This window comes from Micromonospora krabiensis, from assembly GCF_900091425.1.
Classification (GTDB): domain Bacteria; phylum Actinomycetota; class Actinomycetes; order Mycobacteriales; family Micromonosporaceae; genus Micromonospora; species Micromonospora krabiensis.
In genome coordinates this window covers 6,405,549-6,430,012 of record NZ_LT598496.1, presented here as the reverse complement: position 1 = coordinate 6,430,012, position 24,464 = coordinate 6,405,549, and the positions used below count along the sequence as shown (strand labels likewise).

The window sequence follows — 24,464 nt, the reverse complement described above, 5'->3', positions numbered from 1 at the left end:
CCCGAGCAACCGGTTTGTCCGGTCCGACGGTTGGATTTCCAGCTCGCTGACAGCTTCGCCACGGGTCCCGCCCAGCCTGACTCGTCACCGTCGGTGATGTCACCGCACCACCAACCCACGAGCTGGAGGAAGCATGTCCCGCACGATCAGGAAGAAGCACCTGTTGGCCGGCCTGGCCACGGCGGGTGTGCTGGGCGTCGGGATCGCGGCGCCGACGATGGCGTTCGCGGCCGACGGGGGCACGCCGACGCCGAGCGCCAGCGCCGACAGCGGTCAGCAGCAGAAGAGGGCCGACCGCCAGTCGGAGTTCGCCGAGGCGCTCGCGAAGGAGCTGGGCGTCCCCACCGACAAGGTGACCGCCGCCCTGGAGAAGGTGCGCGAGCAGCACAAGGCCGACCGACAGGGCGACCGGCCGGCGCGCCCGTCCGCCGAGGACCGGCAGGCGAAGCTCAAGGAGCGGCTGGACCAGGCGGTCAAGGACGGCAAGCTCACCCAGGAGCAGGCCGACGCGATCACCAAGGCCGTCGAGGCCGGTGTCTTCCCCGGCGGGTTCGGCGGACCCGGCCACCGCGGCGGCTGGGGCGGCCACGGCGCCCCGGACGGTACGACCGGCAAGTGAGCCGCCGGCGGCCCCGCCCTACCGCGGGCGGGGCCGCCGCATGGTCAACCCCGGTGGGGCCACGTGCCGGGGTCGGACTCCGCCGTACCCCGTCACGTCGCCCCCGTGGAGTCGATCAGGCGGCCGGCGGGGGCGAGAAGACGCCGATGTGGTTGCCGGCCGGGTCGAGCAGGTGGGCGAAGGTGAGCCCGGCGGCGTTGGTCTTCGCCGGCACGTGCACCTTTCCGCCGGCCGCCTCGGCACGCCGGATGGTCTCGGCGACGTCGGGCACCTCCACGAAGAAGGTCGCGTAGCGCGGGCCGCCCTCGCCCGTGCCGCGGATCGCCCCGCCGATCCCCTGGCCGGCGCCACCCTCGGTCGTCCGGTACGACACCCCGCCGGCGCCCGCCTCGGTGAACGTCCAGCCGAACAGGTCACCGTAGAACCGCTGCGCCTCGTCCGGCCGCTCGGCGCCGATCTCGAACCAGGTGACGGCATTGCTGATGGTCATGTGACGGCCTCCCGTTCCACGCGCCGGCCGGTCGACCGGCGCCGTCAGGAACCAGCCTCGACGGCGTCGGCGACACCGTCCTGTCGGCGTTTCCCGGGCTGTCCCACAAAATCGCGCACCAGCGGGCCGAGCCGCCGCACCAGGTCGGGGTGCTGCCTCCCGTAGCGGTCTTCGAAGCCGGCCAGCAGTCCGGGGGTGAGGAACGGCTCCGCCAGCCCCCGCTCGTGCAGCCGCGCCAGCACGGAGGCGGTCACGTCGTCCAACGGAACGTCGAACTGGCCGGCGTTGTCGCGCATCAGCGGGTTGACGATCTGGGCGAGCCGCAGATCCGTCACCTCGTTCGCGCCCAACGCCCGCTGCGCACAGCGCATCAGCGCGAATCTCGTCGCCGGCTCCTTGAGCAGCTCGACCTGGCACGCGGACAGCACCTCGGCCACCAGTTCGGGCGACGCCGTCCGGTCGGCGGCCAGGCGGTCGAACAGCAGCCGCAGGAACGCCGCACGGTCCCACTCCGGCACCACCCCGGACACGTCGGTCACCAGCCGCGCACAGCGCAGGTAAACCTCGCGTCGTTCCCGCTCCGTCGCCGCCCGCAGGGGCAGCAGCCAGGCGTCCACCAGCGCCCGAGCCGCCGAGGCGGGCGCACCCGTACCGGTGGAGAAGACGCCGAGCGCGCTCGCCAGCTTGTCGAACAGCGGCTCGACGGCGTGCACCACGACGCCGGAGTCCACGTCGCAGGTCAGGTGGGCGTTCCGCCGCAGACGGGCCAGAGTGTCGCCCGACAGGCCCCAGCCGCTGCCCGGGCGGCCGGGCGGAAGTCCCAGCAGCCACGGCACGTCGGTCTCCGGTGGAGCCCCGAGCCGGTAGTGCGTCCACAGCCGGATGTCCCGCGCGCCGCCCGCACCGAGTCGCTCCAGCGCCAGCAGGTCACTGAGACTCTTCCACTCCTCCGGGTCGAGCTGGGCACGCCAGAGCCCCACCTGCGCCCGCCACTCGGCCACCGGGTCGGCCGCCTCGGGGAACAGCTGCCGGCTGGTCACCATGCCCCCCGCGGCCAGGACGAGCAGCAGCAGGTTGGCGCCGTACGCGGCGTACCGGGCGGGCACCCGCAGCCGCCGCGGACGGTAGTCGTCGAACCGGCGCGCCCCCGCGGCGTAGGGGACCTCCCGGAACAGTCGCAGCAGGAGGTCGAACCAGGCGTCGCGCTGCTCGACGGCCCGCCCCGCCAGCCACTCGCCGAGGAACGCGAGCACGGTGGACCGGGTGCTCAACACCGCGTACGAGAGCAGCGCGTGCAGCAGATCGTCGTCGAGCGGCCCGCCGCCCCACGACAGGCTGGCGGCGGCGTCGCGGGCGACCAGGTCGTCCACTACCTGCACGGTCAGCCGGGCCACCAGGTACTCGCCGAACGTGGCGTGCAGGAACTCGTACGTCTCGCGCCGACGCTCGTCGGACGAGGCGCGGGAGCGGTGGATGAAGAAGAACCGGCCCAGCACCACCTCGGCGGGCGCAAGCGGCGTCCGGAGCCCCGACCGCTCGCGGGCCGGCGCCCCGGCCAGGGGCAACGCCGCGAGGTCACCGTCCAGTTCGGTGGTGGTGACCCACTGGACGCCCCGGTTGAACATCGCGAACGCCACCACGGCGAGCCGGCGGAGCTCCTCCTCGACGGCCCGGTCCAGCTCCGGCTCGGGCAGGCCGTCGCGCTGCTTGACCACCTCCCGGCGGGCGAAGCGCCGCAACAGCCGCTCGTAGAGGTCACCGCGGCGCAGCTCACCGGCCTCCCGCAGGTCACCGCCCTCGGCGTCGTAGAGCGCGAGCATCAACAGCAGCAGCGGCTGCTCGGCCAGCTCGCGGTGCGACAGCACGATCTCCCGGTCCAGCGGGCGGGCGCCGGGTGCCCGGAAGGCGGCCCGGTTGACCCGGTTCCAGGTCTCCACCCAGGCCCCGACCCGCGCCTCGTCGAAGGGCTCCAGCCGGATGGCGATGGTGCCCGGCGGCGGTTGGGCCCGGTCGGCCACGCTCGTGCGGCTGGTCACCAGCACGGCCACGGGGCGGCTCTGGTCGGCCTCGCGGTGCTGGAACGCGGCCACCCGCCGCAGGTAGTCGGTCTGGCTGACCCCGGTCGCCTGGAGCAGCTCGTCGAACCCGTCGAGCACGACGACCGGCAACGCGTCGCCCGCCGAGCGGGACAGCGTCGGCCAGTCGAGCCGCTCCCCCGTGTCGTTGCGGACCGCCTGCTCGATCTGGTCCTGAAGGTCACCGGCGGCGTAGACGTCGCGGAGCGTCACCCGGACCACGAGGAAGTCCGCCGCCGGCAGTTGGGCCGCGAGGACCCGGGTCAGCACCGACTTGCCCGACCCCGGTTGGCCGAGCACCAGCAGCGGCGCCCGGGTGGCGCCGGACGAGGTGAGGTGGACGACCAGGGACTGCCACAGGTCGTCACGAACCGGTCGATGCGCCCACCAGCGCTCCTCGCTGGGCCGCGCGTCCGGCCCCAGCTCCGCGATCCGGCACAGCGGCGGCACGTACGCCTCGCCGAGGGTCGGCACGCTGAGGCCCGCCGGCACGTCCCCGGAGGGGATGACCGGCCGGCGCAGCTCGGCGGCGTAGGCGGCCCCGAGGGCCTGGCGCCGCGCGTCCGGCGCCCGCCCGGTGGAGAGGTCGCGCAGCGTACGACGCATCTCGGCTAGCCCGAGGGACAGCCGGTGGACCTCCTGCCGGGTCGCCTCGTGCGCGTCCAGCTGGAGCCAGAGCGACACCTCGGGAAAGTCGGCGGCGAGGCGGGTGAGCAGGTCGCGGTGCCGGTCGGCGGCCGAGAGCGGAAGCCGGGCCAGCGCCTGCTCGGTCGCGCGCCACCGGCGGTCGTACAGCGTGTCGGCGATCGCCAGCCCGCGCAGGAACGAGAGGAAGGTCGTCACCAGCGTCTCGTAGTATCCGACGAGGGCCGACCGCAGCTCGGGATAGGGCAGGTGCGGGCCCGGAACCGGGGCGCCCGTCGAGAACAGGGCGGCCGTGAGATCGTCCGCCGGCCGGGCACCGGCCATGCCCAGCTGCTCGGACCGGCCGATCTTCAGCCCGCCGACGTCGAAGGGCAGGTCCAGCTCGCCCAGCTGCTCGAAGAAGGCGGTCACCGCGATGACCGCGTGCGCCGCCGCCAGGCGCTGCGTCCGCCCGTAGCGTGACAGCCCGGACCGCTTCTCGGACGCTCCGCGCACGAGCTCGTGGCCGAGCCGGACGAACTCCGCCCGGGCGTCGAAGATGCCGAGCAGCGCCGGCACCGGCACGGCGGCGACCAGCAGTGCGCCGGTGGTCAGCTTGTCGAACCGGTCGACGAGGCGGCTCTGCTCACCGCCCAGGAGGCGTACGGCGTCGGCGTAGCCGAGTGCGTCGGGCACGGGCGCTCCCCTCGCGTCGGAGCCTCCAGGATGCCCGTTCGGGCGGCCGGGGCGCTGCCCCGACGCGGCCGGACCGGACGTCACCTCCCCCGATCTCGCTCCTGCCCCGCGGCCCGCACGGCAGGAGCGGCGCCGGCTGGCCGGGCCGTCGTGCTCAGACGAGGCTGAGCCGGTGGACCCGCTCCCGTGGGATGTCGAGCTCGTCGACGGCCAAGTCTCGCTCGGGCACCCGCTCGGCCAACGGGGTCACGGTCCGGATCCGGTCGGTGCGGAAGGCGCGGACGCCGCCGCGCAGCCGACACCAGGCCAGCAGGTACCAGTGGCGGGAGTTGCCGAGGTAGCCCAGCGGCTCCACGTCGCGCGTCGAGTCGGCGCCGTCGCGGTCCGCGTACGCGATGCGCAGGACGCGCCGCGCGGCGACCGCGTCGGCGACGGAGGCCGGGACGGGTGTCACCGGCCCGTCGCCGATGAGGTGCACCCGGCCGGCCAGCCGGTGCGCCTCCGCGACGTCGGCCGGCGGCATGACGGCGACGAGTTTGCGCAGCGCGGTGCCGGCCGCGACGGCGAACGGTGTGCCGCGCAGCCGGTGCAGGGCCAACGCCATCGCGACCGCCTCGCCGGCGGTGAGGTTGACCGGCGGCAGCGTGCGGGCGCGGTCGAGCACGTAGCCGCCGGTGCGGCCCGGCTCCGCCCAGATCGGCACACCGGTCTGCTGCAACGCCCCGATGTCACGTTCGATGGTGCGGCTGCTGACCTCGAAGCGGTCGGCCAGCCACCGGGCGCTGCGCGGCCGCGGCGAGACCGCCCGCAACTCCTCGACCAGGGCGTAGAGGCGATCCGTCCGGTTCACACCCCGCAACCTACGTCCGGGGTACGACGGAACCGCTCAGGCGATGCTGGCGCAGACGATCAGCGCGGCGCCGAAGTGGGTGGCGGCGCTGACCCGGGCCGCCGGGTGCGGCTCGTCGGTGCAGATGATCTCGCCCAGCCGGCCCGGCGTGAGCAGGTCGAGGACGAAGAACGCCAACGCCATGATCCCCAGCCCGAGCAGCCCGAAGAGCACCGTGGAGGCGAGCCCCTTGGCGAAGTCGCTGTAGCTGGTCAGGATCGCGGTGAACACGATCGCCGCGACGCCGAGCTGGTTGGCGGCGAGCAGCAGGCCCGCGTTGCGGTTGCGCTGCACCCAGATCAGCTCTCGCAGCTTGCCGGGTGTGAGCAGGTCGACCAGCACGAACCCGGCGGCCAGCAGGGCGACCCCGACGACTCCGAACACGATGCTCTGCCAGGCCCCGCTGAGCAGATCCTCCAGCACCGACTGCCTCCCGACCTCCTCCGCCCGGCGGGGGTGCCGGCGCGGTGATCGAGACGATAGCGGCAGTGCGCCACCGCCGGCAGCCCCGCGTGGGGCCGCCGGCGGGACGAACCCTTAGAGGGACAGGTAGCGCTGCCGCTCGTACGGGGTGACCTCGCGGCGGTACTGCTCCCACTCGGCGCGCTTGTTGCGCAGGAAGAAGTCGAAGACGTGCTCGCCGAGCACCTCGGCGACCAGCTCGGACTCGGCCATCACGTCGATCGCCTCGGCGAGGTTCTCGGGCAGCGCCTCGTAGCCCATGGCGCGCCGTTCCGCGCTGGTCAGCGACCAGACGTCGTCCTCGGCGCCCGGCGGCAGCTCGTAGCCCTCCTCGATGCCCTTCAGGCCGGCGCCGAGCAGCACCGCGAAGGCGAGGTACGGGTTGGTCGCCGAGTCCAGCGAGCGGACCTCGACCCGGGCCGAGTTCGGCTTGCCGTACGCGGGCACCCGGACCAGAGCCGACCGGTTGAGGTGACCCCAGCAGACGTACGCCGGGCTCTCCGTGATGCGGTCCGGCAGGTGCTGCGGGAAGAGCCGCTTGTACGAGTTGACCCACTGGTTGGTGACCGCCGTGTACTCGCGGGCGTGGGTCAGCAGGCCGGCGATGAAGGACCGGGCGACCTTGGAGAGCTTCATCGGGTCGCCGCCGTCGTGGAACGCGTTGCGCTCCCCCTCGAACAGCGAGAGGTGGGTGTGCATCCCGCTACCCGGCTGGTCGGTGAAGGGCTTCGGCATGAAGGTGGCCTGCACACCGGTGGAGAGGGCCACCTCCTTGACCACGTGCCGGAAGGTCATGATGTTGTCGGCGGTGGTGAGGGCGTCCGCGTAGCGCAGGTCGATCTCCTGCTGCCCGGGCGCGACCTCGTGGTGGCTGAACTCCACCGAGATGCCGATCCGCTCCAGCGCCAACACCGCCTGGCGCCGGAAGTCCCGCGCCACCGCGTGCGTGGTGTGCTCGAAGTAGCCGCCGGTGTCGACCGGGATCGGCAGCGAGCCGTCCATCGGGCCGTTCTCCAGCAGGAAGAACTCGATCTCGGGGTGGGTGTAGAAGGTGAAGCCCTTGTCGGCGGCCTTCGACAGCGCACGGCGCAGCACGTGCCGCGGGTCGGCCCAGGACGGGCTGCCGTCGGGAAGCAGGATGTCGCAGAACATCCGGGCGCTCTCGCCGCTGACCCCGCCCTCGAACGGGAAGACCTGGAAGGTGGTCGGGTCCGGCATGGCGACCATGTCCGACTCGAAGATCCGCGCGAAGCCCTCGATCGCCGAGCCGTCGAAGCCGATGCCCTCCTCGAACGCGGCCTCCAACTCGGCCGGCGCCACGGAGACGCTCTTGAGCGTGCCGAGCACGTCCGTGAACCACAGCCGGACGAACCGGATGTCCCGCTCTTCCAGCGTGCGGAGGACGAACTCCTGCTGACGGTCCACTTCCACCCCTCGTGACACATTTCCCCGCGGCCGGTCGGGCCGGAGCGGCCTGACCGACCAGTCTCCACGGGCCTGGTTACGCCGACGTTACGCGACCGCCGGGGGGCCGTCCTGCGGTGTCCCGCCCTCCGTGGCGCGGGCAGCGAGGCGGGCGGGCAGCGGGCGGTGCCGGGTGGCCGGGGTCTCCCCCGCCCACCGTGTCGCATCCGGGACGCTGCGGCAAGATGAGAACATGCCCACCCTGCGTATCGCCCTGTCCCAGGTCAACCCGACCGTCGGCGACCTCGCCGGCAACGCGCAGCTGGTCCGCACGTGGACCCGCCGGGCCGCCGACGCCGGCGCCCACCTCGTCGCGTTCCCGGAGATGATGCTGACCGGGTACCCGGTCGAGGATCTGGTCTTCCGCCGGTCCTTCGTGGCCGCGTCGCGGGCGGCGCTGGAACGGCTCGCCGCCGACCTCGCGGCGGACGGGCTGGGCGACCTGCCGGTGGTCGTCGGCTACCTCGACGCCGACGGACCGCCGCAGATCAGCTCCGACGCCGAGCCGGGCCACGGGGCACGCAACGCGGCGGCCCTGCTGCACCGGGGCACCGTCGCCGCCACCTACTTCAAGCACCACCTGCCCAACTACGGCGTCTTCGACGAGGACCGCTACTTCGTGCCGGGCGACGTGCTCACCGTCGTGCGGATCGGCGGCGTCGACGTGGCGCTGACGATCTGCGAGGACCTGTGGCAGGCCGGCGGGCCGTTCGCCGCCGCCCGGCACGCGGGGGTCGGGCTGGTCGTCAACATCAACGGCTCGCCGTACGAGTTGAACAAGGACGACATCCGGCTGCCGCTGGTCCGCCGCCGCGCCGCGGAGGCGGGCGCCGCCATCGCGTACGTCAACATGATCGGCGGCCAGGACGAGCTGGTCTTCGAGGGCGACTCGATGATCGTGGGCGCGGACGGCGAGCTGCTGACCCGGGCGCCGCAGTTCGTGGAGCACCTGCTGGTCCACGACGTGGCGCTGCCCGCGGCGGGCGAGCGCCCCGGCGACGACACCGCGATCGTCGACGGGATGCGGGTGGCCCGCGCGACGGTCAGCGAGAGCCTGCCGGCGCCGGCCGGCCCGGCGGCGGTCGGCGGGATGATCGAGCCGGTGGCCGACGAGGCCGAGGTCTGGCAGGCGCTGGTGCTGGGCCTGCGCGACTACGTCAACAAGAACCGCTTCCCGTCCGTGGTGCTGGGCCTCTCCGGCGGCATCGACTCCGCCGTGGTGGCCGCGCTGGCCGTGGACGCGCTCGGGCCGGACCGGGTCGTCGGCGTGTCCCTGCCCAGCCAGCACTCCTCCGAGCACTCCCGGGAGGACGCGGCCGAGCTCGCCAAGCGCACCGGGCTGGACTACCGCATCGAGCCCATCCAGCCAATGGTCGACACGTTCCTGGCCAACATGTCGCTGTCCGGGGTGACCGTGGAGAACCTGCAGGCGCGCGTCCGCGGGGTGATCCTCATGGCGCTGTCGAACCAGGAGGGCCACCTGGTGCTGACCACCGGCAACAAGAGCGAGTTGGCGGTGGGTTACTCGACGCTCTACGGTGACTCGGTCGGCGGCTTCAACCCGGTCAAGGACGTGTGGAAGACGCTGATCTGGCGGCTGGCGAAGTGGCGCAACGTGGACGCCGAGCGGCGCGGCGAGACCGCCCCGATCCCGGAGAACTCCATCGGCAAGCCGCCGAGCGCCGAGCTCAGCCCGGGGCAGCTCGACAGCGACACCCTCCCCGACTACGACGTGCTCGACCCGATCCTCATCGGCTACGTGGACGGCGACCTCGGCCGCGACGGCCTGGTCGAGGCGGGCCACGATCCGGCGGTGGTCGACAAGGTGCTGCGGATGGTGGATACCGCCGAGTACAAGCGCCGCCAGTCCGCCCCGGGCACGAAGATCTCGATCAAGGCTTTCGGTCGGGACCGGCGGCTGCCGATCACCAACCGCTGGCGCGAGGACGGCTGACCTCTCCGCCGGTCGGCGGCGGGACTTCCCGACGTCCCCGGGTGCCGTGGCGCGTACCCGGGGCGGGCCGGGCGGGAGTGAAATCCCGCACTGCTCCCTGCCGCCGCCCGGTCGTCCGGTGCGACGATCGCGGTGGAACCCGGGGACCGCGCAGGCGGCCTCGAGGAAGGAGAGAGTCATGGTGGAGTCCACCCCGGCCGAGGTGACCGCCCTCTACGGCGGGCCGGCGACGCGACGGGTCCGCACCCGCGACCTGATCGCCGCCAAGGAGCGTGGCGAACGCTGGCCGATGCTCACCTCGTACGACCAGTACACGGCGTCGATCTTCGACCAGGCGGGCATCCCGGTGCTGCTGGTCGGCGACTCCGCGGCCAACAACGTCTTCGGCTACGAGACGACCGTCCCGGTGACCGCCGAGGAGCTGCTTCCGCTGGTACGCGCGGTGGTCCGCGCCACCCGCCAGGCGCTGATCGTGGGTGACCTGCCCTTCGGCTCGTACGAGGAGGGGCCGACCCAGGCCCTGCGCACCGCCGTACGGTTCATGAAGGAGGGCGGCTGCCACGCCGTGAAGCTGGAGGGCGGACGGCGCTGCGCGGCGCAGATCGCGGCGATCACCGGCGCCGGCATCCCGGTGATGGCCCACATCGGCTTCACCCCGCAGAGCGAGCACGCCATCGGCGGCTACCGGGTGCAGGGGCGCGGTGACGCCGCCGAGGAGGTCATCGCCGACGCCCGGGCGGTCGCGGAGGCCGGTGCCTTCGCCGTGGTGCTGGAGATGGTGCCCGGCGAGGTCGCCAAGCGGATCACCAACGACCTGCAGATCCCCACCGTGGGCATCGGCGCCGGCCCCGACACCGACGCCCAGGTCCTCGTCTGGCAGGACATGGCGGGCCTGCGCAGCGGCAAGACCCCGCGCTTCGTGAAGCGCTACGCCGACCTGGCCGGCACCCTGACTGACGCCACCCGCCGATTCGCCGACGAGGTCCGTGGCGGTGACTTCCCCGCCGCCGAACACACCTTCTGACCGGATGGGCGGGGTCCGCAACGCACGCCGATTGGGGACCCCGCCCACCCGAGCCCGACCCGGCCCTGGTTCGCCTGGGCCCGCCCACGCGGGCCTGGCCGGAGACGGCCTGAACGGGCTCGACCACGCCCGGCCGGTCACGGCCCGGGCGTTCGAGCCGCGACGATGTCCGGCGGCCGGCGGTCAGCCGCGGCCGAGGTCGGTGTAGAACGCGCTGGGGTCGGCGGCCAGCGACGCCTTGACGTGGGCGCTCCATTCGTCGGCGACGACCTCCAGTTTGTCGGCTTCGATGCCGTCGAGGGCGGCGCGGACGACGTCGGCGGGGTCGCCCTTCTCGCCGTCGTAGTCGGCCATCATGTCGGTGTCGACGCTGCCCAGATGCAGGCCGGTCACCAGGGTGCCCTGCTTGGCCAGTTCGAGCCGGACACCATTGGTGAGGCTCCAGGCCGCCGCCTTCGCGGCGCCGTAGGCGTTCGCCCCGTCGAATGCGAACCACGACAACGCGGACAGCACGTTGAGGATGGCGCCGCCGCCGTTGCGGGCGAGCACCGGGGCGAAGGCCCGGACCATGCTGAGCGTCCCGTAGAAGTGGGTGTCCATCTCCAGCCGGACCGTGGCCAGGTCGCCGGTGACCAGGTTGGTCCCGGTGCTGATCCCGGCGTTGTTGACCAGCAGGGTGACGTCGGAGGCGGCCGCCGCCGCGGCGGCGACCTGCTCCGGGTCGGTGATGTCGAGCCGGAGCGTCTCGACGCCGGGGATGTCGATCCGCTCCGGGTGCCGGGCCGTCGCGTAGACCTTCGCCGCGCCGCGTTCGAGCAGTTGCTGCGTGAAGTGTCGGCCGATGCCACGGTTGGCGCCGGTGACCAGCGCGACCGAACCATTGATCTTCATGTCTCTCCTCCAGCCGGGCAGGGAATGGGCCGTTCGCGAGCTACGCTAAAACCTGACGCTGACGTGAGAGACAAGTGCTGTGGTCGAGGTCACCCGGGGAGAGGATGCGCATGCGGATCGGTGAACTGGCCGCGAGGACCGGTGTGTCGGTGCGGGCCCTGCGCTACTACGAGGAGCAGCACCTGCTGACCTCGGCACGCAGCAGCGGCGGGCAACGCCACTACCCGGACGACGCCGCCGAACGGGTGCACCTGATCCAGACGCTGTACGCCGCCGGCCTGTCCAGCAGGACGATCCTGGACCTGCTGCCCTGCGTCGACGCGAAGGTCAACACCCCGGAGTCCCGGGCCCTGCTCCGCGCCGAGCGGGACCGCATCGACCAGCGGATCTCCGAACTCGTCACGGCGAGGGACCGACTCGACGCGGTCATCGCCTCCAGCGAGAGCCCGGCGAGCGGGTGCACGTACGCGGATCTCGCGCCAGCGCACTGACGCGACGACAGTCGACTGACCACCGCCGGCCCCGGGTCGCCGCTCCGGTCCGGTCTGCGGCGCAGTAGCCGGCCCGCGCGCTGCGGGTTGTCCGGGCCGTCGTCGGCGCGATGCCCAGCAGCGGCAGCCAGCCGTGAGCCGTGGCGGGTGCCGCCGGCCAGCCACGCTCCGCTCACCGGCAGGGCTCGGGTCGTCAGAGGTCGGTGACGCGGATGCCGGCGTGCGCCTTGTAGCGCTTGTTGATGGCGATGAGGTTCGCGGTGAACGCCTCGATCTGGTGGGCGTTGCGCAGCCGTCCGGCGTAGATGCCGCGCATGCCGGGGATCTGCGCGGCGAGCGCGGCGACCACGCCCACGAGTTCGCGGTCCTCGGTGCAGATCAACACGTCCAGGTCGATCCGGTCGATCGTGGGGTCGGCCAGCAGCGGCGCGCTCACGTGGTTGAACGCGGCGCAGACCCGGGAGTCGGGGAGCAGACCGGCCGCCTGCTGCACGGCGCTGCCCTCCGGGACGTCCAGGGCGTACGGACCCTGCTTGTCGAAGCCCAGCGGGTTGACGCAGTCGACGACGATCTTGCCGGCGAGCGGTTCGGCGAGCGCGGCGACGATCTCCGCGTGGCCGTCCCACGGCACGGCGATGATGACGACGTCGCTGGTGCGGGCCACCTCGTCGTTGCTCGCGCCGGTGACGGTGCCCCCGGCGGGCACGCCGGGCAGGGCGGCGATCTCCTCGGCCGACTGGGCGGCCCGCTCGGCGGAGCGGGAGCCGATCCGCACGCTCAGGCCGGCCCGGGCGAATCGGTAGGCGAGGCCCCGGCCCTGGTCACCGGTGCCGCCGATGATGCCGACGGTCAGCCCGGAAACGTCGGGCAGCGTGCTCGCGTCGTATGCCATGGGCTCATCCTCGCAAATCCGACGGCCGGCCATCAGCGTCGAGCACTGTGACAATCCCCGCTGCGGCGCTCAGGCCCGTTCGAAGAGCACCGTCCGCGCGGCCGGGTCGGCCGTGACCAGGCGTACCCGGACACGCTCGCCGAGGGGCAGGTCGCCGAGGCAGCGGGCGCGCACCGGTGGGGCGTCGACGGCCACCGTGCCGCCCGGCGGGCGGGGGCGGGACCGCCCGTTCGGCGGCGCGTCGACGTCCAGCACCGCCGCGTCGAAGGTCTCCCCCACACGGTCGGCGAGCAGCACCGCCTCGGTGAGTTCGACGGCGCCGCGGGTCGCCGCGGACGCCGTCCGGTCGGTGGCGGCCATGACCTCCGGCAGCCGGGGCAGCGCGTCGCGCACCCAGTCCGGCACCGGCCGGCCGTCGTGCAGGGCCAGGCAGGCCTCCGTCGCGTACCGGTCGGCCAGTCGCCGCAGCGGCGCCGTGACATGGGCGTACGCGGCCGCGACCCCGCCGTGCTCCGGCTGCTCGGGCGGCGCGCCGTCGAAGGCGGTGTACGCGGCCCCGCGCATCAGTTCGGCCGCCTGGTCGATGAACGCGGCGGCCCGAGGCTGCGCGGGATCGAGCGCGGCGATCACCTCGCCGGGACCGGCGCCGTCCGGCCAGTCCACGCCCAGCGGTGCGGCGGCGGCGCGCAGCCGTTGCACGGCCTCCGGTTTCGGCGCCGGCATGGTCCGCACCAACCCGATCCGCCCGGCGAGCATGATGTCGGCGGCAGCCATGCCGGTGAGCAGGGAGATCTGCGCGTTGTACTCCTCCAGCGGCACCGGCCCGCGCAGCACCAGTCGCCAGCCGTCACCGTCCGCCTCGACGTCCTGCTCGGGCAGCGGCAGGTTGATCGCGCCTCGGCGCAGGCCCCGGGCGACGAGCCGGGCGCCGATCTCGGGCAGCAGGGCGATCGGCTCGGGCAGTCGTCCGGTGTCGGCGTCGGCCTGCGCGCCGGCGTAGTCCAGCTTGGCCCGGCTGCGCACCAGGGCACGCTCCAGCGTCACCGCGACGGTGCCGGCGTCGGCGTCCAGGTCGATGGTCCAGACCACCGCCGCGCGGTCGACGTCGGGAAGGAGGCTCGCCGTGCCCTCGCTGAGGGTCTCCGGGTGCAGTGGCACGTTGCCGTCGGGCAGGTAGATGGTCTGTCCGCGCCGCCAGGTCTCCTCGTCGAGCGCGCCGCCGGGGCGTACGTGGGCGGCGACGTCCGCGATCGCGTACCGCACCCGGTAGCCGCCGCCCGGGCGGCGGCTGAGGTGCATCGCCTGGTCGAGGTCCCGCGAGCCGGCGGGGTCCACGGTGACGAACGGGACGTCGGTGTGGTCCACCGCCGGACGCGGCGGCCGGTCGGCCGCCGCGTCCGCCTCGTGCTGGGCGGCGGGCGGAAATCCCTCGGGTAGCCCCAGCTCACGGCGGAGCGCGGCGAAGTCGATGCGGGGCGCGAGGACGCGTCGGATGACCACGCGTCCATCCTGACAGTGGGGCTGGTGATCCGCCTCCCCCGGACGACGGGCGCCGGTCCGGCGCCTACCGGGCGGTGCGGGCGCCCGTCCCGCGGGCCGGCGCCTTCGTGGCCGCCGCCTTCCGGGCGGTGCCGGTGCCGGCGAGCGACGTGCGGGCCGCCGCCTTCTTGCTGGCGGTCGTCCGGGCCGTGGTGGTCGTGCGGGCCGCGCCGGTCGGGCGGGTGGCGGCGGACACCCGCTTGGCGGGGGCCTTCTTCGCCGTCGTCTTCTTCACCGCGGTGCTCCGGGCCGTGGTCTTCTTGGCGGGCGCCTTCTTGGCCGTGGTCTTCGTGGCCGGTGCCTTCTTCGCCGTGGTCTTGCTGGCGGGAGCCGTCTTCGCCGCCGTCTTCTTCGCCGCGCCCGTGGTCTTCTTCGCGGCGCCGGTGGTCTTCTTCGCCGCACCGGTGGTCTTCCGCGCGGCGCTCGTGGCGGTCTTCTTCGCCGCGCCGGTGGTCTTCGTCGCCGCGCCCGTGGTCTTCCGCGCCGCCGCGGTCGTCTTCTTCGCCGCCGAGGTGGTGGTGCGCTTCGCCGCCGCGGTCGTCTTCTTGGCGGTCGTGCCGGCCTTCTTCGCGGCGGTCGACGACTTGGCGGGCGCCTTCTTCGCCGTCGACGCCGTCTTGCGGGCGGCGGCGGTGGTCTTCGTCGCCGCCTTCTTGGCGGGAGCCTTCGCGGCGGTGGTCTTCTTCGCCGGGGCGCGCCCCGCCCCGCCGGCCGCCTTCTTGGCCGGCGCCGACGCGGTCTTGCCGGCGGCGGCCCGCCGAGCGGGCGTGGTACGGCTCGCGGCCGTGTTCCGCTCCGCCGCGGCGGTCTTCTTCGCGGTCGTACGTTTGGCGGCCGGGCGCGTGGTGGCCTTCGATGTCTCGGCCATCTCGGTTCCCTCCTCGGGGACGTGCTCTCGCGTGTCTCCTCGCGGAGCACGGAGTACCTCGGCACGGGCCTCCCGCGCCGTCTACCTGTCCTCCCCGGCCCAGCGGGCGTCCTCGGCGTCCCACGCTTCGTTACGCTCCTGCACCCGCTGCAGTGCGTTCTCCGCGTCGGCTGCCGAGGCGTACGGGCCGAGGACGTGCTTCGCCGGGCACACGTTGTCGTCGGTCTCGACCCGGTGGTGTCGGGTGCACCAGTAGAAGTGCCCACCACGTCCGCTGTCGCTCATGGGATCACTGTGCACCGCGTACCGCCGGGCCGCCACCTGAACACCGCAAGTCGCCGCTGGTCTCCACAGTAGATCTGCTAGCGGCGCCCCGGGCCGAATTCCGGCAAAAAGGGCAGGACCGTTGGCCCGACGGCCACGGCTGGGCCCTCGGCGGGATCGGGCCGGCCCTCGACCGAACGGCTAGTTCCGGCGTACGGCGGCGATGGGCAGGATCCCTTCGTGATCACGACGACGGACACGGCCGCCTGCCCGACCTGTGGTGCGGCCACGGTCACAGTCTTCGACGCCCCTCCCTGGTGCGCGGCCTGCGAGTGGAACCTCGACACGTTCGACCGACAGCGCCGCGCGCCCGAGTTCGGCTGGGTGTGGGTCGACCGGTGGACGCACCGCGTCGCGTACCGGCTCACCCGCGGCCAGTTCACCGGACTCGTCGGACGCGCGCTCGGCAGCGACCGGTGGAGCGGGGCCGCGGTGGCCGTCGCGGTCGCCTCCGTGGTGCTGACCGCCGGTGTGCTGGCGATGGCCGCGACCGGTGTCTGGCTGACCGTGGCGTTCGGGTTCCCGTCGCTCGCCGCCGTGCCGGGTGTCGCGCTGATCGGGCTCGCCGTCGCGCTGCGTCCCCGGTTCGGACGGATCGATCCGGACCTCGAGGTGCTCACCCGGGATCGGGCACCGGAGTTGTTCGGGCTGGTCGACGAGGTGGCGGCGGCCGTCGGAACACCCGCACCGGACGTCATCGGCGTCGACGCCGACCTGAACGCGTACGCGGGCGCGGTGGGCGTGCGCCGCCGGCGGGTGCTCTGCCTCGGGCTGCCGTGGTGGGGCTCGCTCGACGCGCAGGAACGCGTCGCCCTGCTCGGTCACGAACTGGGCCACTTCGGCAACGGCGACCCCCGTCGGATGCTGCTCACCCAACCGGCGTTCACCACGCTCGGGTCGGCCGCCGACCTGGTCCGGCCGGTGGACACGGTCCGGGGTGGCGGCCTGCTCGAGATGGCGGGCTCTGCGTTGGCGAAGGTGTTCCAGTGGACGCTGTCCCGCCTTCTCTTCGGCGTACACCTGGTGTTGCTCGCGGTGGCGCAGCGGGACGCGCAGCGCGCCGAGTACCGGGCCGACGAGATGTCCGCGCGGGCCGCCGGCACCGACGCGGCGACCCGACTGCTGGACATCGCCCTCCGGGCCGAATCGGTCGCGCTCGCCGTACGTCGCGAGGCGCGGGCCGGGCACGGCCCGCAGCGGTGGCGTGCCGCGGTGGCCGAGGCCCATGACGCGGCAGCCGACGACCTGCCACTGCTGCGTCAGCTGTCGGTACGCGACGACACCTCGCTGTTCGCCTCCCACCCGCCGGCGGGCCTTCGCCACCGGATGCTGGTGGAGGGGCCGCGGCACGACCCGGCGGTGGTGCTCACCGAGGAGCGGTCCGCGCGCATCGACGCCGAGATGGCCCGGGAGTACGAGCGGGTGCGGCGGGATCTCAGCTGGTCGGATTGAGGCGGCGCGAGGCTCGACGGTTAGGGTCGCGGCATGGGCGTACCGGACTACATCCTTCGCATGCGTAAGCACGTCGGCCACGACCTGCTCTGGCTGCCGAGCGTCAGCGCGGTGGTCCGCAACGACGCGGGCGAGCTGCTGCTGGGCAAGCGGTCCGACGACGGTCGCTGGTCGGTGGTCAGCGGTTTCGTCGAGCCCGGCGAGCAGCCGGCGACGGCCGTGGTCCGGGAGGTGTGGGAGGAGACCGGGCTCGACGTGGAGCCGATCCGCCTCGCCAGCGTCGTCTCGCATCCGCACAGCTACCCCAACGGCGACCGCTGCGAGTACCTGAATCTCGGCTTCCACTGCCGTCTGCTCGGCGGCACGGCCCGGGTCAACGACGACGAGTCCGAGGCGGTGGAGTGGTTCCCGCCCGACCGGTTGCCGGACCTCGACACGCACGCCCGGCTGGTCATCGCGCACGCCCTCGACGACGCGGAGGGCACCTGGTACCTGCCGGCGGGCGCGGTCTGGGACGACACGACCGGGCCGCGCTAGACGACCCGGCCGTACGCCCGGTGCCCTGTCAGGCGGGGATCCGCTCGACCGGCACCCACAGCTCGGACTCCGCCTCGGTCCCGTCCGCGGAGAGCACCGTCCGGGAGATCTGCGGCCCGGGTCGGCTCTGGTACGGGTTGGACGGGAACCACTGCGTGAAGACGTCCCGCCACAGGTACTGCACGGCCGACGGGAAGGCCCCGGAGGCCTCGAAGACCGCCCAGCTTCCGGCCGGCACGTCGATCGCGTCCAAGTCCTCCGGCGCGTCCGCGCCGGTGACCACCGCGTGCCAGTAGTCCAGTTCGCTGCCCTCGGCCCGGTCGCCGATGAGGTTGTCGCTGACGTTGACGATGCCGGCCGGTTCCTGGTCGGAGAGCGCCTCGATCCGGGCGATGGTCTCCCGACCGAGGCCCTTGATGAACGAGACGATCGCCGGGTTCATGCCCTCGTGGACGAGCGGCACCCGCGCCTTGCGGCCCACCAGCCGGAACCCGTCCTTCTGCACGATTCGGTATCGCATGCTGCTGCTCCCTTCGACGGTGAGTCGGAAGGACATCCGGGGCTGGGCGCGCAGCGCGGCGCCGGTCCGCCGGGCCTCACCCGGCCCGACACCGTGCATCGCCTGGAACGCCCGGGCGAACGCCTCGGCGGAGCCGTAGCCGTAGCGGACGGCGATGTCGAGGAGCGTCTCCTCGCCGGCGAGCACCTCGGCCGCCGCCACGGTGAGCCGCCGACGGCGGACGTACTCCGACAACGGCAGTCCCGCCAGCGCGGAGAAGAGCCGCCGGAAGTGGTACTCCGACGTCATCGCGATCCGCGCCAGCTCGGCCACGTCGATTCGCTGGTCGAGACGCTCCTCGACGTACGCCATCGCCTGGTTGAGCCGTTCCAGCACCCCGGTCTCCTTCCCTGTCGACGACGACGCTAGGCCGCGCGGGGAGGCCCGGACCCGACATGCGGTGCCCGTGATTGTCGGGTCACGACCAGGTCTTCGCCTCGGCGTCGAAGACCTCGGGTGCGGACTCCACCGGCAGCACGCAGAGCAGGTGCCCGCCGGGCGCGCGCAGAATCCGGCACTCCTGCCACCGCGTCACCTCGGTGGCGCCGAGGCCGACGAGCCGCGCGGTCTCCGCCTCGACGTCGTCGGTCTCGATGTCGAGGTGGAACCGGGGCGTGTCGTCCACGGCCTGGACGGCGAGGACCAGTCCGGGCAGCGCGTCGTGCAGGTTGGTGAACTGCGGCTCCGGGTCGTACGTCCGGGCGGGGACGCCGAGCGCCGCCGACCAGAAGGAGGTCGACTGGTCCGCCTCGTCGCGGGGGGCGTCGATCAGCAGGGCGTAGACACGGCTTCGATGCATTCGCGAAGGTTAGCCCGCGCAGCCGCGGCCCGTCCGGCCCGGCGGCCCGGGCTTGACCGCGCGTGCACAGTGAAACCGCGTAGCCCAGACCGCCGGCCACGGAGGAGGAGCGATGCGCAGAGGTGTCCGGATGCTGGGGTTGTCGGTGTTCGGCGGAGGCATCGGCATCGAGGTCGGCTGGGGCCTCGGCACGGCCGCCACCCCGTGGGCGGTCGCCACGTGCCTGGTCGGCCTCGCGCTCGTGCTCCTCGGCGCGGGGGCGGCGGCCGAACCCCTCGCCGATCCGCAGCGGCCACCCGCCGAACGACCCACCTTCGCCCACCTGGGTCCGCGGGTCGAGCAGATCCTCCGGACAGCGGAGGAGCAGGCCGAGGCGGTCGTCGAGGAGGCCAGACGCGAGGCGGAGCGGATCGTCGCGGCGGCGCGGTCGGAGGCCGCCACCGTCGGCGACACGGCGCGGAGCGACGTCGCCGCCCCGGCGGCGGAGTTCGGGGCCGCGCCGGACGACCGGCGGCGTGGCGATGGGGTCGGCTGACCCTGACCAACCCGGACCCGCGTCGTCGGCGTGGCCGCCGACATCGGGCGAGGAGGTGCGGGGTGCGACGACTGCGGAACCGGACCGGCACCGCCGCAACACCTGGCGACGAGGCCGGTCGGTACGATCCTCGCCATGCCGCCCGAAGCCTTCGGCAGCGCGTCCGAACCAGAGCCGGAAGCGCTCCCAGTCGTGCCGGGTGTCGAGGACGTCTACCGTGACCTGCTGAAGATGGCACCCGTACCGGAGCGGGAGTTCCTTGCCGTCGCGCCGCCAGCGGCCCGCGCGGCCCTCGCCGGGCTGGTCGGCTGCGGGGTGGTGCACCGCGACGAAGGCGGCGTGCTGCACGTACGGCCGCCGCGCGCCGCGCTGGAGAGCTGGGCCGCGCAGCGGGAGGTGGAGGCGGCCCGGGCCCGTGCCGTCGCCGAGACGCTCACCGGCCTGTACACCGCCGTGCACGGCACGGGCACCGCGTTCGTCGAGGTCATCGAGGGCAAGCACGCCGCCCGCGAGCTGTTCCGCCAGTTGCAGGTCGAAGCCCGCACGGAGGTACGCGGGCTGGAACGCGGACCGTACCTTCGCGACACCGCGCGGGTGCCGGAGGAGGTGCAGTACGACGGGCTCCGGCGGGGTCTGCGCTACCGCTGCGTGTACGAGGGCGAGCTGCTGCACGACGAGGCGATGCTGGCGGCGGTGCGCGCCGCGGTCGGGGCCGGCGAGCGGGCCCGGGTCTTCCCCGAGCTGCCGCTGAAGATGATGCTGACCGACGCCGACCGTGGCCTCATCATCCTGCCGCGCGGTGGTGGCGACGACGCCGACGCGGTGCTGGTGCACCGGTCCCGGCTGCTGGACGGGCTCAGCGACCTCTTCGAGGTCTTCTGGCGGCTCGGCGCGCCGATCCACCCCACCACCGACGCCGCGGAGCCCGACGCCGAGCCGACGGTCGCCACCCAGCGGCTGCTCGCGCTGCTCACCGCCGGTCTCACCGACGAGGCGATCGCCCGCGACCTCGGTGTCAGCAAACGCACCGTGCACCGCCGGGTCAGCCGGCTCCAGGAGCTGCTGGGGGCGCGCAGCCGGTTCCAGCTCGGTGTGCAGGCCAGCCGACGCGGCTGGTTGTGACCGGGTCGGCTGGCCTGGCCGGATCCTGCCATGTCCGGTCTTCGTCAACGGGAGACGCGAGCGGCGAAACACAACTCCGTCAGGGTGTAGCCGTATCGATCAACAACGGAGAGGACCCGAGGATGCCTCACCCCTCGATCGGCTCGCGCCGCTCCGCCCGGGTACGCCGGGCGACCGCCACACTCGCCACCGCCCTCGTCGCCACCGTCCTGACCGCCGGCAGCGCCGTACCCGCCGCCGCGGCCCAGGCGGCCGAGCCCGACACCGCGGTCCTGGCCGCGGCGCTCGCCGGTCAGCAGCCGCGCTGGGAGCCGTGTGGGCTGCCCGAGGTCGCCCCCGAGCAGGAGGCCCAGCTGCGGCTGGCCTGCGCGACGGTCACCGTGCCGCGCGACTGGCACAACCCGGCCGACGGCAAGACGATCCAGGTACGCGTCAGCCGTACCACCGCCACCGGCAGCGACCGCAAGGGCGTCCTGCTGGTGAACCCCGGCGGTCCGGGCGGCAGCGGGCTGTCGCTCGCGCCGTACGTGGCGCTCTCCGCACCCGAGCTCGCCGCGCACTACGACGTGATCGGCTTCGACCCGCGCGGCGTCGGCCAGAGCACCCCGCTGCTGTGCACGGTGACCTACACCGACGAGGACGTCACGAACGACCTGATCACCCGCGCCAACGTGGCCGGCTGCCGCGCCACCGAGCTGACGAAGTACATCACCACCGAGCAGACCACCTACGACATGGACTTCATCCGGGTGCTGCTGGGTGAGCGGAAGCTGAACTACCTCGGCTACTCGTACGGCACCTGGCTCGGCACCTGGTACGCGGCCACGTTCCCGAGCCGCACCGGCCGGATGGTGCTCGACTCGGTCGCCGCGGTCGGCTCGTCGACCCTCCAGGAGACCTGGGACCTGCAGCCGTTCACCCGGGACCGGGCGTTCCAGGAGCAGCTGCTGCCGTACATGGCGCGGCACGCCGACCTGTACGGCCGGGGCACCGACCCGATGGCGATCCGCGAGATGTTCGAGCGGGCCGGCGGCACCCGCGTCGGCATGGGTCCGTTCATGTTCGGCTACTTCATCCTCGGCGCGTTGTACGACACCACGAACTACCCGACGGCCGCCGCGGCGGTGAACGCGGTCATCGAGTACTACGAGGAGTGGAACGGCTGGACGCCGGAGCAGATCCTCGCCGCCGCCACCGAGAAGATGCTGGCCGCGCCGGGGATCGACGCCGCCAACCGGGCGTACATCCAGCAGTCGCGGGCCGCCGCCGAGGTGGCGCTGAAGACCCAGCGGGACCGGGTGGCGCCGACCCAGGGCACCGCCGAGTACACGTACGACATCGACTACGTCTTCGAGGTGATCCGCTGCCAGGACGGGCAGTGGAACGACAGCGTCGCCTACTGGAACGCGTTCAGCCGACGGCTGACCCGGGACGCGCCGCTGGTCGCCCCGTTCCTGCAGAACCCGCCGGCCTGCGCGTACTGGCCGACGGCGAACAAGATGCCGAAGCCGGACCGGAAGACCTTCCCGAAGGTGCTGATGCTGCAGAGCGAGCTGGACGTCGCCACGGCGTACGAGGGTGCGCTCGCCGCGTCCCGCAAGCTGCCCGGCGCGTCGATGATCAGCGTCGACAACGAGGGCAGCCACGGCGTCTTCCCGTACTACACGCCGTGCGTGGACGACCCGGTCTACGCGTACCTGCTGGACGGCCGGCTGCCCGACGAGCAGTACACCGGCTGCCAGGCCGTGCCGCTGCCCGGCGAGACGACCGTCTACGAGGTGGGCGGCAAGCTGACCGGCAAGGGCACCGTGCGTACGCAGCTGATCAGCGACGACATGCGGGCGGCGAACCGGATGCTGAAGCGGATGCTGCGCACCGAGCCCGGACCGTCGTACCCGGAGTGAGGTGAGCCCGACGGCCCGGGCGGCCGTCGTGGAATGCCTCGCGCGCCCGCCATCCGTTTCGGATGGCGGGCGCGTCCCGTCTGGGGCCGGTACGGCCGGCGGGCGGGCACCGGGTCAGCCGAGGACCCTGCCCAGAAAGCCGGTGAGGTTGGTCGTGGTGCGCTCGATCTTCTCCGCCAGCGTGATGGTCTCGTCGAGGTGCCGCCCGGCGTCCTTCCTCCGCCGCAGGTAGAGCGAGCAGGCCAGGTCGACGCAGAGGTAGAGACCCACCGAGTCGCCCTGTCGCCCGGCCGGTCCGGCCTTGCGGGCGGTCATCAGCGCGACGCCGTCGCCGGTGTGGGTGGTCAGGCAGAGCGAGCACATGCTCCGCCGGGCGCGGCCGGACCCGGTCGCCACCCGCAGCGCCACCCCGACCGGGCCGGTGCCGGGGTCGGCGACCAGGTAGGCCCGGTCGGCGCCGGACAGGTCCCGCCACCCGAAGAAGTCGAGGTCGGTCCAGGGGCGGTCGATGAGATCCGGTGGGACCGCCAGCCGCTTCGCCTCGCCCTTCGTGCAGTTGACGAAGGAGGCGCGGATGGCGGACTCGGTCAAGGGAACCATAGGATCCAGCCTAACCCCTTTAGGCGGGTCCCAAGAATCATTAGCTGTGGGGTGCGCCACCGGACGCCCTGGCCACTTCCCGGCCGGCCGGCGGTCGTTACTGACCGCCGGCGGTCTCGACCCGGGCGATCAGCACCTTCAGCCGTGCCATCTCGTCGGCGAGAGCGGCGTGGCCCGCTGCGGTGAGGGTGATCCAGGTTCGGCCGCGCTTGCCGGCGTAACCCTTCTCCACCTGCACCAGCCCGGCCGCCTCCAGCACCCCGATGTGCTGGGAGAGGTTGCCGGCGGTCAGCCGCAACTGGGTACGCAGGTAGCCGAACTCCACCCGGCGGGCCTCGTGCACGATGGTCAGGATGCCCAGCCGCACCCGCTGGTGCACCACGTCGTCGAGGCCGGTGACCGGATGCTGCGACTCGGCTTCTTCCGGCACCGGGGTGCCGGCGGGGTCGGTCACCGGGACCGCCGCAGCCGTTGCGCCAGCGCGAAACCGCCGCCGCCCAGCAGCAGCAGACCGCCGCTGACGACCAGCCGGGGAGTGTCACCCCAGTGGCCGCCCCAGGCGTTGACCGGCACCAGCACCACCGCCAGGTAGCCGAGGGTGAACAGCAACAGCGCGACGTGCCGCTCCAGCCAGGCCAGCATCAGCAGGGCCAACCCGACCAGGCCCGTCGGATCGAGCAGCCGGGTCAGGAACAGCGAGGCGGCAGACGGGTGGTTGCCGTACACCGACGGGTCGCGGAAGATCCACTCCGGCGGGACGACGGAGAAGAGCACGACGAGCGCGACGCCGGTGAGCACGTACGGCCAGACGCGTGCGCCCACTCCCCGGGCCCGGGCCACCCGCAGGTAGCCGGCGGCGATCACCACGTAGGCCGCCACCATCGCCCCCAGCCAGTAGAACCCCACGGCCTGGAACTCGACCCTGCACACCTGACCGTCCGCCACCGGCCGGCAGTCACTGACGACCTGGTGGCCGAACCGGTAGACGGGAATCGCACCGAAGGTGACCAGGGACAGCACCAGCAGCGGCAACCATGTCACCCGCTGGGCGAGACGGACCCGGCGCGCGAGGTCGCGCGCCTCAGCCAACAGCCGCCGGGGATCTCCGCCGGCCGGCACCGAATCTGTAGTCATGCAGATAGGTTTGCATAACAAACCGATTGGCGCCAGTGAAGCTGGTGATCGGCGCGCAGGTACTGGACCAACGCGGCCCGCAAACACCATGAGTTCCAGGCGGAGCCGAGCAGACCCAGGGGCCAGGCGCCCCGGCGCTTCCCAGCGTGCTGTCGCTTACGTGGGAGTTGGTTCTCTGAGCTGATGCAGTAGCCGGGAGTACGCGTTCCAGGTGTACGCGTCGCCGGGGTCGGTGACGGTGTTGGCCAGGACGGTGACCTGTGCGCAGGCGATGAAGCCCGGTTCAGTGTCTGTGGTGGGCAGAGTGAGGCAGAGGTACCGGGCCAGGTGGCGTTCGGGTATCCGGGCGAAGGCAAGGATGTTGGCGCGGGTGTCGTGTTCTGCGGGTTGGAGAATCAACGGGTCGTAGGACGGGCAGAGCTTCACGGCGCGGACGTCTTCGAATATGACGTTGAGGTGCTCGTTGTGGCTGCTGTCGGCGTGGGCGTGTAGCACCAGTGTCGAGTGGCTGATCGAGGCT

25 protein-coding genes are annotated in these 24,464 nt (G+C 73.1%); 9 read left to right on the top strand and 16 right to left on the bottom strand.

The window, feature by feature from the left end; all coding sequences use genetic code 11:
* Positions 1-133 precede the first annotated feature (133 nt).
* Positions 134-619 carry a hypothetical protein gene (locus GA0070620_RS29645; protein WP_091596337.1) on the top strand — a complete coding sequence of 162 codons (486 nt, stop codon included), beginning with the start codon at positions 134-136 and terminating at the stop codon, positions 617-619.
* A gap of 115 nt (positions 620-734) precedes the next feature.
* On the opposite strand, the gene GA0070620_RS29640 is transcribed toward GA0070620_RS29645, so the two are convergent.
* From GA0070620_RS29640 to GA0070620_RS29620, 5 genes are all read right to left on the bottom strand, one after another.
* Complete coding sequence (locus tag GA0070620_RS29640; RefSeq protein WP_091596335.1) at positions 735-1,109, bottom strand: VOC family protein; 375 nt, start codon at positions 1,107-1,109, stop codon at positions 735-737.
* A 44-nt stretch (positions 1,110-1,153) separates the two neighbouring features.
* Positions 1,154-4,504 carry an NACHT domain-containing protein gene (locus GA0070620_RS34100; RefSeq protein WP_091596333.1) on the bottom strand — a complete coding sequence of 1,117 codons (3,351 nt, stop codon included), beginning with the start codon at positions 4,502-4,504 and terminating at the stop codon, positions 1,154-1,156.
* A 154-nt stretch (positions 4,505-4,658) separates the two neighbouring features.
* Positions 4,659-5,354, bottom strand: a complete 696-nt coding sequence (locus GA0070620_RS29630) for a helix-turn-helix transcriptional regulator (protein ID WP_091596331.1) — start codon at positions 5,352-5,354, stop codon at positions 4,659-4,661.
* A gap of 36 nt (positions 5,355-5,390) precedes the next feature.
* Entirely contained in the window at positions 5,391-5,816 is a 426-nt protein-coding gene (locus GA0070620_RS29625) for a DUF350 domain-containing protein (RefSeq protein ID WP_091596329.1), read from the bottom strand.
* A gap of 114 nt (positions 5,817-5,930) precedes the next feature.
* The gene (locus GA0070620_RS29620; RefSeq protein WP_091596326.1) at positions 5,931-7,280 is read right to left on the bottom strand and encodes a glutamine synthetase family protein; all 1,350 of its coding nucleotides are present in this window, start codon (positions 7,278-7,280) and stop codon (positions 5,931-5,933) included.
* A gap of 232 nt (positions 7,281-7,512) precedes the next feature.
* On the opposite strand from GA0070620_RS29620, the gene GA0070620_RS29615 reads away from it, so the two are divergent.
* Together GA0070620_RS29615 and panB are read left to right on the top strand one after the other, a co-directional pair.
* Positions 7,513-9,273 carry an NAD+ synthase gene (locus tag GA0070620_RS29615; RefSeq protein WP_091596324.1) on the top strand — a complete coding sequence of 587 codons (1,761 nt, stop codon included), beginning with the start codon at positions 7,513-7,515 and terminating at the stop codon, positions 9,271-9,273.
* Between the two features lie 178 nt (positions 9,274-9,451).
* Positions 9,452-10,297 carry a 3-methyl-2-oxobutanoate hydroxymethyltransferase gene (gene panB / locus GA0070620_RS29610; protein ID WP_091596322.1) on the top strand — a complete coding sequence of 282 codons (846 nt, stop codon included), beginning with the start codon at positions 9,452-9,454 and terminating at the stop codon, positions 10,295-10,297.
* Positions 10,298-10,480: 183 nt separating this feature from the next.
* Here the strand turns inward: panB and GA0070620_RS29605 are convergent, their stop codons facing one another.
* Positions 10,481-11,188, bottom strand: a complete 708-nt coding sequence (locus GA0070620_RS29605; RefSeq protein ID WP_091596320.1) for an SDR family oxidoreductase — start codon at positions 11,186-11,188, stop codon at positions 10,481-10,483.
* Between the two features lie 110 nt (positions 11,189-11,298).
* Here GA0070620_RS29605 and GA0070620_RS29600 point away from each other — a divergent pair, with 110 nt between their 5' ends.
* Positions 11,299-11,679 carry a MerR family transcriptional regulator gene (locus tag GA0070620_RS29600; RefSeq protein ID WP_091599574.1) on the top strand — a complete coding sequence of 127 codons (381 nt, stop codon included), beginning with the start codon at positions 11,299-11,301 and terminating at the stop codon, positions 11,677-11,679.
* A 193-nt stretch (positions 11,680-11,872) separates the two neighbouring features.
* Here GA0070620_RS29600 and npdG read toward each other — a convergent pair whose 3' ends face one another.
* The 4 genes from npdG to GA0070620_RS29580 form a co-directional block, all read right to left on the bottom strand.
* Complete coding sequence (gene npdG / locus GA0070620_RS29595) at positions 11,873-12,571, bottom strand: NADPH-dependent F420 reductase (RefSeq protein WP_091596318.1); 699 nt, start codon at positions 12,569-12,571, stop codon at positions 11,873-11,875.
* A gap of 69 nt (positions 12,572-12,640) precedes the next feature.
* Complete coding sequence (locus GA0070620_RS29590) at positions 12,641-14,071, bottom strand: RNB domain-containing ribonuclease (protein WP_091596316.1); 1,431 nt, start codon at positions 14,069-14,071, stop codon at positions 12,641-12,643.
* A 64-nt stretch (positions 14,072-14,135) separates the two neighbouring features.
* Positions 14,136-14,978 carry a hypothetical protein gene (locus tag GA0070620_RS29585; RefSeq protein ID WP_091596314.1) on the bottom strand — a complete coding sequence of 281 codons (843 nt, stop codon included), beginning with the start codon at positions 14,976-14,978 and terminating at the stop codon, positions 14,136-14,138.
* Between the two features lie 81 nt (positions 14,979-15,059).
* A complete protein-coding gene (locus tag GA0070620_RS29580; RefSeq protein WP_091599571.1) occupies positions 15,060-15,263 on the bottom strand; it encodes a hypothetical protein in 204 nt (67 codons plus the stop codon).
* Between the two features lie 219 nt (positions 15,264-15,482).
* Between GA0070620_RS29580 and GA0070620_RS29575 the strand changes: the two genes are divergently transcribed.
* Both GA0070620_RS29575 and GA0070620_RS29570 read left to right on the top strand, forming a co-directional pair.
* A complete protein-coding gene (locus tag GA0070620_RS29575; RefSeq protein ID WP_091596312.1) occupies positions 15,483-16,754 on the top strand; it encodes a M48 family metallopeptidase in 1,272 nt (423 codons plus the stop codon).
* Between the two features lie 33 nt (positions 16,755-16,787).
* Positions 16,788-17,291, top strand: a complete 504-nt coding sequence (locus tag GA0070620_RS29570) for an NUDIX hydrolase (protein ID WP_091596311.1) — start codon at positions 16,788-16,790, stop codon at positions 17,289-17,291.
* Between the two features lie 28 nt (positions 17,292-17,319).
* Here the strand turns inward: GA0070620_RS29570 and GA0070620_RS29565 are convergent, their stop codons facing one another.
* Together GA0070620_RS29565 and GA0070620_RS29560 are read right to left on the bottom strand one after the other, a co-directional pair.
* On the bottom strand, positions 17,320-18,186 hold the full coding sequence (locus tag GA0070620_RS29565; RefSeq protein ID WP_091596309.1) for an AraC family transcriptional regulator: 867 nt from the start codon (positions 18,184-18,186) through the stop codon (positions 17,320-17,322).
* Positions 18,187-18,268: 82 nt separating this feature from the next.
* Complete coding sequence (locus GA0070620_RS29560; RefSeq protein WP_091596307.1) at positions 18,269-18,649, bottom strand: VOC family protein; 381 nt, start codon at positions 18,647-18,649, stop codon at positions 18,269-18,271.
* 112 nt (positions 18,650-18,761) lie between these two features.
* Here GA0070620_RS29560 and GA0070620_RS29555 point away from each other — a divergent pair, with 112 nt between their 5' ends.
* From GA0070620_RS29555 to GA0070620_RS29545, 3 genes are all read left to right on the top strand, one after another.
* Positions 18,762-19,184: a hypothetical protein gene (locus GA0070620_RS29555; protein WP_157741734.1), complete on the top strand. Its 423-nt coding sequence runs from the start codon at positions 18,762-18,764 to the stop codon at positions 19,182-19,184.
* A gap of 135 nt (positions 19,185-19,319) precedes the next feature.
* Positions 19,320-20,306 carry a LuxR C-terminal-related transcriptional regulator gene (locus tag GA0070620_RS29550; protein ID WP_091596303.1) on the top strand — a complete coding sequence of 329 codons (987 nt, stop codon included), beginning with the start codon at positions 19,320-19,322 and terminating at the stop codon, positions 20,304-20,306.
* A gap of 122 nt (positions 20,307-20,428) precedes the next feature.
* Positions 20,429-22,210, top strand: a complete 1,782-nt coding sequence (locus GA0070620_RS29545; protein ID WP_091596301.1) for an alpha/beta hydrolase — start codon at positions 20,429-20,431, stop codon at positions 22,208-22,210.
* 114 nt (positions 22,211-22,324) lie between these two features.
* Here the strand turns inward: GA0070620_RS29545 and GA0070620_RS29540 are convergent, their stop codons facing one another.
* The 4 genes from GA0070620_RS29540 to GA0070620_RS32840 form a co-directional block, all read right to left on the bottom strand.
* A complete protein-coding gene (locus tag GA0070620_RS29540; protein ID WP_091596299.1) occupies positions 22,325-22,810 on the bottom strand; it encodes an FBP domain-containing protein in 486 nt (161 codons plus the stop codon).
* Positions 22,811-22,907: 97 nt separating this feature from the next.
* Positions 22,908-23,264 (bottom strand): transcriptional regulator, encoded by a 357-nt coding sequence (locus GA0070620_RS29535; protein WP_172836526.1) that lies wholly within the window; start codon positions 23,262-23,264, stop codon positions 22,908-22,910.
* Positions 23,261-23,944: a hypothetical protein gene (locus GA0070620_RS29530; RefSeq protein WP_091596297.1), complete on the bottom strand. Its 684-nt coding sequence runs from the start codon at positions 23,942-23,944 to the stop codon at positions 23,261-23,263. The genes GA0070620_RS29535 and GA0070620_RS29530 overlap by 4 nt, the downstream gene beginning before the upstream one ends.
* Before the next feature lie 156 nt (positions 23,945-24,100).
* A complete protein-coding gene (locus GA0070620_RS32840; RefSeq protein ID WP_157741733.1) occupies positions 24,101-24,439 on the bottom strand; it encodes a hypothetical protein in 339 nt (112 codons plus the stop codon).
* Positions 24,440-24,464 lie beyond the last annotated feature (25 nt).